A 13,631-nucleotide genomic window follows, 5' to 3' on the forward strand; every position below is an offset into this window, starting at 1 on the left:
TCAAAATATAGTTTTATAAATGAATCAGACATATCTGCTATTGGGAGCCAACCTTGGAAAGCCTCTTGAACAGCTGGCAGAAGCGCGCATACAGATCGAGCATCACATCGGCAGGCTGACAAAGGCATCCGGCCTGTACGAAAGTGAAGCATGGGGTCTTGAGGATCAGCCGAATTTTATCAATCAGGTAATAAAAGTGGAGACTATACTCTCTCCGGATGACCTCTTAAAACAAACGCAACAAATCGAAACCAATCTCGGCAGAGTACGTCATGAAAAATGGGGTGCACGCCTGATTGATATCGATATCCTATACTACAACAACAGTTGTATAAATCAGGAAAACCTGACAATCCCTCACCCCTACATTCAGGAAAGAAACTTTGTACTGGCGCCTTTAGCCGAGATTGCAGCAGATTTTGAACACCCTGTATTGCATAAAACTAATTTAGTACTATTTCAAAACTGCAAAGACTCTTTATCTGTTAACATCCTTAAATAAATAGATTATGTATAACCTAATTGATCCGAGTTTAATCTCGTCTACGATGATGGACAACAGTGATATTATACGTGAGTTTATAACACTTTATGTGGCTCAGACCCCGGTGGATGAAGAAGCTCTAAGAACTGCAATAAGAAATAACAATCTGAATGAAATAGCAAGTAAGGCACACCATATCAAACCAACAATGGAATATATAGGAGCATTTGCCTTAAAAGACAGGATCATCACAATAGAATCCTTAGCCAAAGAGCAGGCAGATATAAATCTGATAAAAGATGAATTTGCTATACTGGAAAAGCAATTACAGGATTTATATCAGGAATTGCAACACTACCTGAACTCCCTTCGTTAGTCTTTATCCTGCTGCAGGGTACGGAAGTGAATAATAGAAAATACAATATAGGCTAAAAGAATAAAAGGGATTGCGAGGAACTTCAGCAAGCCCAGCAGCACTATACTCAGGATCAGAAACAGATATTTAAACTGGTTAGCTTTCCAGGTTAAAGAAGATAATTTCATGGAGAAAAGCCGCAATTCGGAGACTAACAATGTACTGGATACCGCGACTGTAACCAAAAGGAATACATTATTCATAATGATCTCCGGATAGATCTGCGCAATAAAAGGCAAAGAAATAATATAAAAGGTATTCATTGGTGTATTAAGACCAATAAAATCGGTAGACTGACGCTCATCCACATTAAATTTTGCCAATCTTAATCCTGAAAATACCGTCATCACAAATGCCAGATAAGGCAGAAAAGACATTTCCGTATTGATTTCCTTTAATAAAAAGTAGATCACAGCTCCCGGCAAGAAACCAAAACTAATCATGTCCGCCAGAGAATCTAACTCTTTGCCGATAGTGGACTTGACATGCAAAGCTCTTGCAGCCATACCATCAAAAAAATCACATATTCCGGAAAACAACACACAGTAAAAGGTATATTGAAATTCTCCCTTAAGAGCAAACAGGACACCTACACATCCACTAAAAAGATTCAGGCAGGTCAACGTATTCGGAATGTATTTTTTCATGTAGTAAATAACTAAAAAAGCCATCTCTGAAAGATCATAATCTTCAAAGATGGCTTAAAATTATACATTTTAAATGGTTTTACCCATTCATACTGATCAAAAACTCTTCATTGGACATCGTACCTCTCATCTGAGCTAGCAAGAATTCCATTGCTTCATTGGAGTTCATATCCGCAAGGTGATTACGTAACACCCAGACACGCTGCAAAGTATCTTTATCAGACAACAGATCGTCACGACGAGTACTTGAAGCTGTAAGGTCAATAGCAGGGAAGACACGTTTGTTAGCCAATTTGCGATCCAACTGTAATTCCATGTTACCTGTACCTTTAAATTCTTCAAAGATAACTTCATCCATTTTAGAACCTGTCTCTGTAAGCGCTGTTGCCAGAATCGTCAATGAACCACCGTTTTCAATATTACGGGCAGCACCGAAGAAACGTTTTGGTTTGTGTAAAGCATTTGCATCCACACCACCGGATAGAATCTTACCCGATGCAGGAGCTACAGTATTATAAGCACGCGCCAGACGAGTGATTGAATCCAGGAGGATCACCACATCATGTCCGCACTCTACCATACGTTTTGCTTTTTCCAATACGATATTTGCAATCTTAACGTGACGGTCAGCAGGTTCATCAAATGTAGAAGCAACCACTTCTGCACGTACACTTCTGGCCATATCTGTCACCTCTTCCGGACGCTCATCAATCAAAAGAATAATAAGGTATACCTCAGGGTGATTTTTGGCAATTGCATTTGCCACTTCTTTCAATAAATTTGTTTTACCTGTTTTAGGCTGAGCGACAATAAGTCCGCGTTGACCTTTACCAATAGGCGTAAACAGATCCATAATACGGGTTGAATAATTATTCGCGCCCATATTCAGGTTCAAACGTTCTGTCGGAAACAATGGAGTCAGGTAATCAAACGGTACACGGTCCCGTACTTCAGCAGGATTCTGGCCGTTGATAGCCTCTACCCGTACTAACGGAAAATACTTTTCACCCTCTTTAGGTGGACGTATACTACCCCGGACAGTATCACCAGTTTTCAAACCAAAAAGTTTGATCTGCGACTGGGAAACATATATATCGTCTGGAGAAGTTAGGTAGTTATAATCAGAGGAGCGTAAGAAACCGTATCCGTCAGGCATAATTTCAAGTACCCCCTCATTTACAATAACATTATCAAAATCTGTAGGTACAACAGCGGCTTCTGTTTTTACAGGAGCAGCTTTAGGAGTTGCTGCAACCTTTATATCTTCTGTTGCTTCTGTAGTTTTCTCAGGATGATCATGAGTTTCAACATCGTCATCTGATCTTCTACGGATAGTTACCGGCTCAGCTTTTACAGTGCGGGTACGGCGTCTAGGTCGTTCAGATGCATCATCTTGAATAGAAGAAGGCTCTGAAGAGGCAGCTTCAGCATTATTGTCATCTCCGGTCTGGATAATTCTATCAATGAGTTCCTGCTTTCTTAATTTATCGGCATCTTCTATACCAATGGCTTTGGCAATCTCGCGCAATTCGGAAACGAGCTTTGCATTCAATTCATTAACATCCATTAATTTTTATATGTATTATAAGATATAGGATTTTTTACTTAACATGAAAACTATCCATTTAGTTTTAACAATATCAACTTATGCTGTATGTGTTAAAATGTTTGGCTTCCAGAACTGAGTGAATTCTTTTATGCCAGAAACGGATAATCTTTGAGAACCGCCACAAAGAAAAACATAAGTATTCTAATTTCAAAGAAAAAATGCAAAAAAAACCAAATTATAATAATCCTATTCTAAGTAAATCGTTTTACTAAACACTTTAACATAACTTTTTTGGTTAAATTATGGAGATTTGTTTTGAATTCTTTGTATGTTAGCTGTCTTATTTAAAATCACCTTTCATGAAAGAAAACGAAATTAAAACTAATTACCCTGCCCTTTATACGTTAGTAGTGGTATTCTTTTTCTGGGGTTTTATTGCTGCTGGAAACAGTGTTTTCATTCCTTTTTGTAAAAACTATTTCCATTTAGATCAATTTCAATCCCAACTCATTGACTTTGCTTTTTACACGGCTTATTACATTGGTGCCCTGTTGTTGTTTATTTTCAGCACAGTAAAAGGTAAAGATCTGGTTGGCCATTGGGGCTACAAGAAAAGTATTGTCTATGGTCTGCTTTTTTCTGCACTCGGTGCAGGAGCTATGATCATTGCTGTAGAAGTCAACTTGTATGTAGGAATGTTACTGGGGCTGTTTACTGTTGCTTTGGGTTTTTCCCTACAACAGACCGCTGCCAACCCGTTTGCTGTTCTTTTAGGCGATCCTAAAACCGGATCTTCGCGTGTAAATCTTGGGGGAGGAATCAACTCTTTCGGAACAACAATCGGCCCTCTGGTTATTGGATTTGCGCTTTTCGGAACATTCGAAACCATATCTGACAGCGAGATTGCGAATCTTCCCTTAGATAAAGTCATCATTCTATATATAGGTGTTGGCTTATTATTTGTTCTGGCGGCAGCATTGTTCCATTTCTCTAAAAAAGTACCTGCAGGTATCAGTGATGAACCTATGGAAAAAGCAAGTAAAGCATTGACAACGCTCATAATCATGACCATCCTGTTATTTGCCATGTTTGCACCTGTATTTCTAAGCTACAAAAGTGATGAAGCCATTCAGCTTGAAGGCCTGCGCGAACAACTCAAAACATTGACAGACGTCTCTGCTATTGACCAGTTAAAGGCACAAATTGCAGAAATCTCCCATCCTCTTGAAAAAACAAGAATGATGTGGCTGGCAGGTGCATTTATAGTGGTAGTAGGAGGTTTATTATACTCTAATCTGAGTGCTAAGAAAAATGCAGAAGGTTGGGGGGCTATGAAATATCCTCAGTTAGTATTGGGGATGTTAGCCTTATTCTTATATGTAGGTGTAGAAGTTGCAATCGGAAGTAATCTGGGAGAGTTGCTGACGTTGAAAGAATTCGGCAGTCTGCAATCCTCGCAAATCACGCCTTATGTATCTATGTACTGGGGAAGTATGATGATAGGACGATGGGCCGGAGCGATCAGTGCGTTTAAACTGGCAAAATCTACTAAGCAATTATTATTGATCATTGTTCCGTTTATAGCATTCTCTGTTATTATAGGAGTCAATACATTGGCTGGATTTGAAATGTCACACCTTTATTTCTACGCTGTTTGTATAGCGATTCAGATCATCGCATTCTTCCTGAGTAAAGAAAAACCGGTGCGTACTCTGATTATCTTCGGATTATTCGGAATCGGCGCGATGCTGACAGGTCTGCTGACTTCAGGTGTTGTAGCTATTTATGCTTTCCTTGCCGGCGGACTTGCATGTTCTATTATGTGGTCGTCTATTTTCAGTTTATCCATCGTTGGATTAGGCAAATATACGGCTCAAGGTTCTGCATTCCTGGTCATGATGATCTTAGGTGGCGGTGTAATACCTCCTATTCAGGGGAAACTGGCGGACATTATCGGTATCCACAATTCGTATATATTACCACTATTCGGTTTCGTTTATATTGTCATCTTTGCCATAATGGTAAGAGGATTCTTAAAGAAACAAGGAATCAATATTGATGAAATAGAAGCTGAAGGAGGTCATTAATTAAGCAAAAACTGAATGACTAATTGTATTTAGTACACTATTGAATAAAATTGTGACGAAATTCACAAACGCCGTTTACAGCACTGTAAGCGGCGTTTTTTATTAAAAAGTAATGACCGACTCATTATTATTCAAAATAAACAATCTAAATATTATTGTTTTATGCATAAAAAACGTATTTTCGGAGAGATAAACATATCATTTTAGCACAAGAAACAACAAACAAACAATATAAACACAAATTAACTTCATACATAATGATTATAATTGCTGACGGAGGATCTACCAAGACAAACTGGTGTTTGTTAGATGATTCCAACAAGAAAATTTACTTTAATACTGAAGGATACAATCCATACTTTGTGGATAGTGAATACATCGTTAATTCATTAAAAAAAGGACTTCCTCTTGACTTACCATTTGACAAAATCTCTGAAGTAAACTATTACGGAGCAGGAGTTCACAATCAGGAGAAAGCTCAAATCGTAGTCAATGCTATTCAGCAGGTTTTCCCTAATTCTAAAGTTGAAGTTGGTCACGATCTGCTTGCGGCAGCAAGAGCACTATTAGGTACAGAATCTGGCTTTGCAGCTATTTTAGGCACAGGTACCAACAGCTGTATATATGATGGTGAAGAGATTACAAAAAACATTGACTCAGGTGCCTATATATTAGGAGATGAGGGAAGCGGAAGCTACATCGGTAAAAAATTACTGATAGATTATATCCGTGATCTTATGCCTGCAGATGTAAAAAAAGTATTTTATGAAACTTATAAGCTATTACCTGATGAAATTATGGACAGCGTATACACTAAGCCGTTAGCTAACCGTTTCTGTGCAAGTTTTAGCAAATTCGTATATGACAACAATGTCAATATTCAATATACCCGCAAAATTGTAGAAGACTCTTTTGAGGCCTTCTTCAGCAACCTGGTAAGTAAGTATCCAGACTACCAGAGCTATACATTCAATTGTATCGGTTCTGTGGGTTACAATTTCCGCAATGTACTGGAAGAAAAAGCTGGTCAATATGGAATGAAAGTTGGAAAAATCCTGCGTTCTCCAATCGATGATCTGGTACAGTTCCACATGAACCGTGCAGCAAAAAAATAAGAATTAAACATAAAAAAACCGGAAAACTAATTTTCCGGTTTTTTTTATATTACATGTTTTTTGCATTTCCCAACCCTGTACTAAAGTGAGATTGTCTCTCCTATTCCCGGCAAAGACAATTGCAATCCGGCGTCACTAAACTTACGCTTAGCTACTTCTACATCAATTGTAATCGGAGGAAATGTATTATAATGAATACCTACAATGTGTTTACAGTTAATAAACTGAGCTGCCTTTACAGCATCCTCTACATCCATAGTATAATGACCTCCGATCGGTAAAAATGCCCAGTCCAGTTGCAAATCTTCCAATAATTTCATATCGTATGTTAATGCTGTATCCCCTGCAAAATAGATTTTTTTATCTCCTGCAAAAAATACATAACCTACAGGCCAGCCCCCATATGCTCCGTCCGGAGTGCTGTTGGTATGAATAGCGATTACCATTTTGACTTTTCCAAAAGTCGTCTCAATAGTACCTCCTAGATTGAACTCCACAACTTTATCGTCAGGAACACCTTGTTTTCTTACCCATGCAGCAGTTTCCACGACTGTAGCAACGATAGCATTGCTATTCTTTTGTACCGTCAGCAAGTCCGCGACATGATCCTGATGTGCGTGACTGACAAATATATATTCAGGATTAAGTGCATTGACATCGACATGCTCTGCAATCGGATTATATGTAACGAAAGGATCTAATAATACCTGATGTCCGTCAAAGTCGAATAACACACAGGATTGACCGTAATAAGTAATTTTCATATAGCGTACCGTTTATTTATTGAACAAATTACCCAATCCACCAAAACCACCCAGCATATCCTGGGCAGAAGCCTGCATTTCAGACTGACTGACATTTTCGGCTTGTACAAGGGCCTTATTGAGCGCAACGATCAATAGTTCCTCCAACTCTTCCTTGTCTGCATTATCCAGAAAAACAGGATCTATAGTAATCTCTCTGATTTCTTTATTTGCTGTGGCCACCACTTTGATCACACCTCCCTCTGCTTCGCCAAAAACAGAAATATTATCCAGTCTCTTTTTAATCTCCTGTGCCTTTTGTTGGGCTTCGAAAAGTTTATCAAACATATCTTTATATATTTATTTAGCTGTTTTGAAGATGCAATTTACAAAATACAGCGCTGAAATAACAAATTTACTTGTGGCAAACCAATGGAATTAGGTAGTTATCCTGATCCTTATTACCTTTGCAGCATGCTTGAATATAAAAACGCACTGATTGATGAATTGGTAGAAAAATTAAATCTGCAACCGATCAGCATTGAACCTGCACTCGTACAATCCGCACAAGATATCGCTTCCTTTGAAGACCTCAAATTGTTCATTGAACGATTTACACATATGCATACGCCCGCCAGTAATCTTGCAGAAGAACTGGAAGAAGAGGTAGATATACTGGTTCACAAGCTAAAATTTATACCGACAGAGACACGTCCAAAAGTACTCTTACTTGAAAATATAGACCCAGCCTCCCCTCTTCAGTCTGCCTTGATAACTGAGAGCATTCGTATTGCTGGTGGAGTACCTCTAGAGATTCAGGAATATAAGGATGCTGATATTCTCCTGATCAAGCAGGACGAATTCTTACTATACGGACAATTGCCCCAGTTTATTCAACAGGAAGAATGGAGCAGTATTCCTGCTATTAAGAATAATAAAATCTATATTATTAAAAAAGATGATTTCGCAAATGTACCGGGTAAAGATTATTTACTGGAACTGGAAATACTGGCAGAGATCATACAGCCCAAATATTTTATTTTTGGTCATCATGGCGTTGACTGGATCAACTTTGATCTGGGATAAAATAAGAGCAGGCATTCCATCTGGAATGCCTGCTCTTATTTTATATAATCCCGTTAGTTCTTTAGATAAATTTCTTACGGAGTATGGCGTACAACTTTTCTACTGTCTGCGGTTTATCACTCCAGCCATTTTTCAACGCATAGTTTGTTTGCAAAAATGCATCCGCTTCTGCCAGATTATCAAACCTGTTTAATAGTTCAATAGCTTCACTGTACGCAAGGCTGTATCCATTAAACAAGTCTTTGATAAATAACAGTTTATCATTAAGACTTACTGCAACTTTCAGATCACTGATTCTTTCCGTACCGTTTTGTGAAGTCTGAAAAATATTACCTTGTCCTAACCCTGCTTTTTTCTGTTGAGAAATCAGCTCGTTCAGGGTTAACGGTCTGGAGGGTTTTTCCTCTACAGACTCTTCCACAACAATTGATTTTTCTTCAATAATAACAGTATTTACTACAGGTTCTGCAATCGGCGGCTCATTAAGTGGCTCAGGCTGTTGTACAGGCGTTGTTGAAACAGGTGCCGGCTGAACGGGAGCGGATTCCGGTTGGGAAAACGAAACTGGTGTTTCAAAGCGAATGTTTTCCTGTACAGGCTGTGGCTCTGCTTTATCGGCTACTATTTCTTCCGGTTCACTGTTCTGTACAAGTTCCTCTTCTGACTCGCCTGTAATATCATTATGATATTGCTCCGTATCATTAGCTTCTGTATATTCCTCAATTGTTTCTTCCTGTATCGCTGATTCCTCCTGAACGATATTCGTTGTCTCCGGCATATTTTCAACAATCTCTTCATGCACAGGCTGCTCATCTACTTCCTCTTTTTCGACCTGAGAAGAAGGTGTAAAATATGTTTCAAAAGGAACTTTCTCGACCTCCGAATTGACTTTGTAGGTTTCAGTCACTTCATGTACCGGCTGTTGGTTGTTAGTGGTAGTCTCCTGCAGGTTCAATGTTTTTAAAATATTAATATGATCTGCCAGAAACCTGGCTTTGGCTTCTAACAGTGAAATTTCAATCAAGTCACAGTTTTCATGCTCACTGCAAGTAGCATATTGATCATTTAGTTCTAAAAGTAGATCGCCGATTTTAGCGAAGATGTCTTGTTTTGTAGCTGCCATCCTGATATTTTTTCTGTTATGTTTTTATACAAACGAAGGAATGAACAATTAGAAATTCAAGTTATTGATAATTACCAATTTCGGAAAGACTCTCTAATTGTCTATGTCAAATCTAACATTTTATTTCGATATTAGCGTCCTGTAATATCGGTTAAACGTCAATATTCTAACGTTTTTCAAGCCCTTATATTTTATAATTTCGACACATATTTTTTTAAGAGATGTTATTTTCTGAACATAATTTTGGAGCGCGAAGAGCGACCTACGGAAGTATTGAGGTGATCTGCGGATCGATGTTTTCCGGTAAAACAGAAGAACTGATCAGAAGGCTTAAAAGAGCACAGTTTGCAAAACTGAATGTAGAGATTTTTAAGCCTTCTGTAGACATCCGGTATGATGAACAGCGTGTAGTATCTCATGATCAGAATAGTATCTCCTCTACTCCGGTATCTAACTCTTCAGCCATTTTACTGCTAAGCGCAGACACCCGTGTTGTAGGAATAGATGAAGCCCAGTTTTTTGATGATGAATTGCCTAATGTATGTGTACAATTAGCAAACAAAGGATTACGTGTCATTGTGGCAGGATTGGACATGGATTTTAAAGGAAAACCGTTTGGCCCTATCCCCGCCATTATGGCTGTAGCAGAACACGTGACAAAAGTGCATGCTGTATGTGTCCGGTGTGGTGCTCCTGCTAATTATTCTTACCGTTTAACCAATAATGATAAGCAGGTTTTATTAGGAGAAAAAGAAAGTTATGAGCCCAGATGCCGTTCATGCTATTACAATCTGGATTAAACATTAAAATTAACAAAATCTTAACATCATATTAATATTGAAAAATAATTTTGGCAAACTATTTGATATATACCTTATATAGCAAATAAGATAGCTTAGTAATAAGCGACAAAATACTTTTCATAATTTAGGTTTATAATTGGTTAGTTAGCGACTCCTGCCCCACAGGAGTCGCTTCTTTTTGATATAAAACAAAAAAACCGGAATAATATTCCGGCTCTCTTATTTTTTTACAGTCTTATAATTGCGATGTAATGGATTTATCTAAAGGATTCACTGCTGAACGGTAGCGATGAATTAGTTTACCATTTTCATCGATAAGGAATTTTTCAAAATTCCACTTAATCTCGCCTTTGAAATCCGGGTTCTCCTGATTAGTCAGAAATTTAAATAAGGGGTCAATCTGATCTCCCTTTACCTCTACCTTTTCAGAAAGTGTAAAAGTCACTCCGAAATTCTTTTCGCAAAAGTCCTGAATTTCTTCATTTGAACCGGGCTCCTGACCTCCGAAGTTATTTGCAGGGAAGCCTATAACCACTACTTTATCACCATATTGCTCAGAAAGAGCCTGAAGATCTTTATACTGTTTGGTAAACCCACACTTGGAAGCTGTATTGACAATCAGTATCTTTTTTCCTTTATAATCCGAAAGATTGATTGTCTTCCCTTCCATATCTTTAAAACTGTAATCATACACTGTAGGGGTATTCGTAATCATCGACATACACACCATTAAAGTCATTAAAATCATAGTTATAACATTTAAATATCTAAGATAGAGTTTTTTTCCCGTTCTATTACAAAACTGAAAATTTCCTGAATCGGAGATTTAAGGATCGATCCTACACGAACCCCATGGATTCTGCAGACATCTCTTAATATCAAATCAAAATGAAAGGCAATAGAACCTACAAAGTGGCATTCATACTCCCAATATTTGGGATAAGTAAGAATATTTGTTTTGACAAACTCATCCATTCCCTTACGTAACAGACTATCTATAAACGGATGTAGTCTGTTTGCATCCATAAATTCGGCAAAATTGGCCAGATAAGTATTAGGTCTTTCTTTCTGATAGACATTCTTAATGACGACATCTTTTGATATACGATATTTCTCTTCAAATTTACCAGCCAGATCAACTGGCATTTTACCATAAAGAAAACTGGTAATCAACTGTTTTCCAAACCACGCTCCCGAGCCTTCATCGCCTAATACATATCCGTTTCCATTGTGACTGGCTAGCAAAAGCTCTCCATCGAAAAAGCTAACATCAGATCCTGTACCCATAGTCGCAATAAAGCCCTTATTCATACCACAAGTCGCCAGAGCAGAACCAAGAAGATCAGACTCAACGGATATAAAAGCAGAAGGAAACAATTGGGTCAGCGCATTGGAAACCAATTCACGGCGGTCCGGAGTCACACAGCCGGCACCGTAAAAATATACTTCTTTGATTTCATCAGCATACGGAATAATCTCCGGAACTTCCTTCAAAACTCTTTCAATCTCTTTTTCACTCACAAAAAAGGGATTTAATCCTTTTGTAGAGAAGGTTAACGGTTTACTATCCGGCAAATCCAAAATCCAATCTGATTTTGACGAACCACTGTCTGCAACTAATATCATATGTGTTTATTCAAAAAGTGGGAGATCCCCTAACTTCAAATATACGCAAAAAGCAGAATCAAAAAAAGAACTTAATCGGGAATTCCGCAGACAGACAATCAATAACATCCGGATTTATTTGGCTTAACAAATACATACCCTTACATTTGTAACAAATTCACGATAACTATCAGTTGCAACTTAATCGTAACACATGGCAAAAACATCCATAGCATTTCAAGTATCCTTTTCTGAACCTCAGGCGCATTATGCCGATATCAAAATGTCTGTCTCAAACTTTAATCAGGATTACATTGATGTAAAGATGCCTGTATGGACACCCGGATCTTATCTGATACGTGAATATGCTAAAAATCTGGAGTCTTTTTGTGCTTCAGATACAGATGATAAGCCTTTAACATTTGAAAAACTGTCTAAAAATACATGGCGGATATTTGCCGGCAAAAAGGATATCCATGTATACTACAGGGTGTATTGTTTTGAAGTATCCGTAAGAACAAACTTTGTAGATGACACACATGCATTTATAGTACCTGCAGCTACGTTTTTCTATATTGACGGCCATCTGGATCATGATTCTGAAGTCACATTAATTCCTTATCTGAACTGGGATAAAATTTCGACCGGATTAGCGGCTGTCCCTGATAAGACAAATACTTATTATGCGCCGGATTTTGATATTCTGTTTGATAGTCCGATAGAAATAGGAAATCAGGATATCTGGTACTTTGAAGCAGCTGATATCCCGCACGAATTTGCGATGGTCGGCGGTGGCAATTATGACAAAGAGCGCTTATCGCAGGATCTTAAGCTTATCATCGAAGAAGAGACGCGTATCTGGGGAACCAATCCTAATGATCGTTATGTCTTTATCACACACAATTATTACTCAGGTGGCGGAGGTCTGGAACATCTCAATTCTACCGTTTTGGGGGCTACACGTAATGGTTATAATCAGGAAACAATCTATAAAAATTTTCTAAGTCTCGCCGCACACGAATACTTTCACCTGTGGAATGTCAAAAGACTGCGTCCAAAAGCTCTCGGTCCATTTGATTATGAAGCAGAGAATTATACTACTGGTCTCTGGATTATGGAAGGATTTACAGCTTACTATGATAATCATATCATTCGCAGATGCGGATTTACTTCAGAGGACGAGTATTTACAACTGCTGGCAGCTGAATTCAATACCGTCTATAATCGTCCAGGCTATGAATTGCAATCTGTAGGAATGTCCAGTTTTGACACCTGGATCAAACAATACCGCCCTGACGAAAACAGTATTAATACCTCCATCTCGTATTATAACAAAGGTGCGATGCTGGCCTGCGCTCTTGATATCAGTATTATAGCGCACAGCAATGGAAAACAGAGCCTGGATGACGTCATCAGAGCAGCATATCAGCGGTTTTATGTAGAAAAAGGAAGAGGTTTTGAAGAAGAGGAATTCAGAACACTAACTAAAGAAGTAACAGGTCAGAAATTTCAGGAAATATTCGAGGCCGTATATGCTCATGAAGAACTGGACTACAACCGCTATTTCAATCTTGTAGGTTACGAAATGCTGGATACGCTGGCAGACACACAGACCCATAGTCTGGGTATCGTGCTCAGTAAAAACGATCAACGCGTCATGATCACTCATGTGGAACGCGGCAGCACAGGTTGGGCCGGAGGATTAAGCGTAAAGGATGAACTTATCGCAATCAATGGCGTGAGACTCGATCCTGCAGGGCGCGAACTCGAATATGCACTCAACTCCGGTAATGCGGGAGATACATTAACTATTCTCGTTGCACGCGATGGTCTGATGCGGGAATTAGAGATTATGATAGGGATCAGTAACAAAAAATCACTTAAAATATCCCCTCTGCCTGCAGCAACAGCAGCACAGAAACAACTGGCTCAGTATTGGCTGAATAGCAGATAACAAAAAAGACCTTGAATGAT

At 38.5% G+C, this 13,631-nt stretch carries 14 protein-coding genes; 7 read left to right on the forward strand and 7 right to left on the reverse strand.

Annotated elements, in window-relative coordinates; all coding sequences use genetic code 11:
* Nucleotides 1-19 precede the first annotated feature (19 nt).
* Both folK and HMPREF0766_RS16160 read left to right on the forward strand, forming a co-directional pair.
* On the forward strand, nucleotides 20-502 hold the full coding sequence (gene folK / locus HMPREF0766_RS16155; RefSeq protein ID WP_002999477.1) for a 2-amino-4-hydroxy-6-hydroxymethyldihydropteridine diphosphokinase: 483 nt from the start codon (nucleotides 20-22) through the stop codon (nucleotides 500-502).
* 7 nt (nucleotides 503-509) lie between these two features.
* Nucleotides 510-860 (forward strand): Hpt domain-containing protein, encoded by a 351-nt coding sequence (locus tag HMPREF0766_RS16160; RefSeq protein ID WP_236590426.1) that lies wholly within the window; start codon nucleotides 510-512, stop codon nucleotides 858-860.
* On the opposite strand, the gene HMPREF0766_RS16165 is transcribed toward HMPREF0766_RS16160, so the two are convergent.
* Nucleotides 857-1,546 carry a CDP-alcohol phosphatidyltransferase family protein gene (locus HMPREF0766_RS16165; RefSeq protein ID WP_236590425.1) on the reverse strand — a complete coding sequence of 230 codons (690 nt, stop codon included), beginning with the start codon at nucleotides 1,544-1,546 and terminating at the stop codon, nucleotides 857-859. The genes HMPREF0766_RS16160 and HMPREF0766_RS16165 overlap by 4 nt on opposite strands.
* Nucleotides 1,547-1,625: 79 nt before the next feature.
* Entirely contained in the window at nucleotides 1,626-3,113 is a 1,488-nt protein-coding gene (rho, locus tag HMPREF0766_RS16170) for a transcription termination factor Rho (protein WP_002999484.1), read from the reverse strand.
* 341 nt (nucleotides 3,114-3,454) lie between these two features.
* Between rho and HMPREF0766_RS16175 the strand changes: the two genes are divergently transcribed.
* Complete coding sequence (locus HMPREF0766_RS16175) at nucleotides 3,455-5,182, forward strand: MFS transporter (protein WP_002999486.1); 1,728 nt, start codon at nucleotides 3,455-3,457, stop codon at nucleotides 5,180-5,182.
* Nucleotides 5,183-5,439: 257 nt separating this feature from the next.
* A complete protein-coding gene (locus HMPREF0766_RS16180; RefSeq protein ID WP_002999488.1) occupies nucleotides 5,440-6,297 on the forward strand; it encodes a hypothetical protein in 858 nt (285 codons plus the stop codon).
* A gap of 80 nt (nucleotides 6,298-6,377) precedes the next feature.
* On the opposite strand, the gene HMPREF0766_RS16185 is transcribed toward HMPREF0766_RS16180, so the two are convergent.
* The gene (locus HMPREF0766_RS16185) at nucleotides 6,378-7,061 is read right to left on the reverse strand and encodes a metal-dependent hydrolase (RefSeq protein WP_002999489.1); all 684 of its coding nucleotides are present in this window, start codon (nucleotides 7,059-7,061) and stop codon (nucleotides 6,378-6,380) included.
* A 12-nt stretch (nucleotides 7,062-7,073) separates the two neighbouring features.
* Nucleotides 7,074-7,388, reverse strand: coding sequence for a YbaB/EbfC family nucleoid-associated protein (locus HMPREF0766_RS16190; RefSeq protein ID WP_002999491.1), 315 nt, complete (start codon nucleotides 7,386-7,388; stop codon nucleotides 7,074-7,076).
* 84 nt (nucleotides 7,389-7,472) lie between these two features.
* On the opposite strand from HMPREF0766_RS16190, the gene HMPREF0766_RS16195 reads away from it, so the two are divergent.
* The gene (locus tag HMPREF0766_RS16195) at nucleotides 7,473-8,126 is read left to right on the forward strand and encodes a substrate-binding domain-containing protein (RefSeq protein ID WP_236590424.1); all 654 of its coding nucleotides are present in this window, start codon (nucleotides 7,473-7,475) and stop codon (nucleotides 8,124-8,126) included.
* 61 nt (nucleotides 8,127-8,187) lie between these two features.
* Here HMPREF0766_RS16195 and HMPREF0766_RS16200 read toward each other — a convergent pair whose 3' ends face one another.
* Complete coding sequence (locus HMPREF0766_RS16200; RefSeq protein ID WP_002999494.1) at nucleotides 8,188-9,249, reverse strand: hypothetical protein; 1,062 nt, start codon at nucleotides 9,247-9,249, stop codon at nucleotides 8,188-8,190.
* Between the two features lie 221 nt (nucleotides 9,250-9,470).
* Here HMPREF0766_RS16200 and HMPREF0766_RS16205 point away from each other — a divergent pair, with 221 nt between their 5' ends.
* On the forward strand, nucleotides 9,471-10,049 hold the full coding sequence (locus HMPREF0766_RS16205; protein ID WP_002999496.1) for a thymidine kinase: 579 nt from the start codon (nucleotides 9,471-9,473) through the stop codon (nucleotides 10,047-10,049).
* Nucleotides 10,050-10,287: 238 nt separating this feature from the next.
* Here the strand turns inward: HMPREF0766_RS16205 and HMPREF0766_RS16210 are convergent, their stop codons facing one another.
* Together HMPREF0766_RS16210 and HMPREF0766_RS16215 are read right to left on the reverse strand one after the other, a co-directional pair.
* The gene (locus tag HMPREF0766_RS16210) at nucleotides 10,288-10,800 is read right to left on the reverse strand and encodes a glutathione peroxidase (protein WP_002999497.1); all 513 of its coding nucleotides are present in this window, start codon (nucleotides 10,798-10,800) and stop codon (nucleotides 10,288-10,290) included.
* Nucleotides 10,801-10,811: 11 nt separating this feature from the next.
* Nucleotides 10,812-11,678, reverse strand: coding sequence for a hypothetical protein (locus HMPREF0766_RS16215; protein ID WP_002999499.1), 867 nt, complete (start codon nucleotides 11,676-11,678; stop codon nucleotides 10,812-10,814).
* Between the two features lie 193 nt (nucleotides 11,679-11,871).
* Between HMPREF0766_RS16215 and HMPREF0766_RS16220 the strand changes: the two genes are divergently transcribed.
* Nucleotides 11,872-13,611, forward strand: a complete 1,740-nt coding sequence (locus tag HMPREF0766_RS16220; RefSeq protein WP_002999501.1) for a M61 family metallopeptidase — start codon at nucleotides 11,872-11,874, stop codon at nucleotides 13,609-13,611.
* The last annotated feature ends 20 nt before the right edge of the window (nucleotides 13,612-13,631 follow it).

This window comes from Sphingobacterium spiritivorum ATCC 33861 (assembly GCF_000143765.1).
GTDB lineage: Bacteria > Bacteroidota > Bacteroidia > Sphingobacteriales > Sphingobacteriaceae > Sphingobacterium > Sphingobacterium spiritivorum.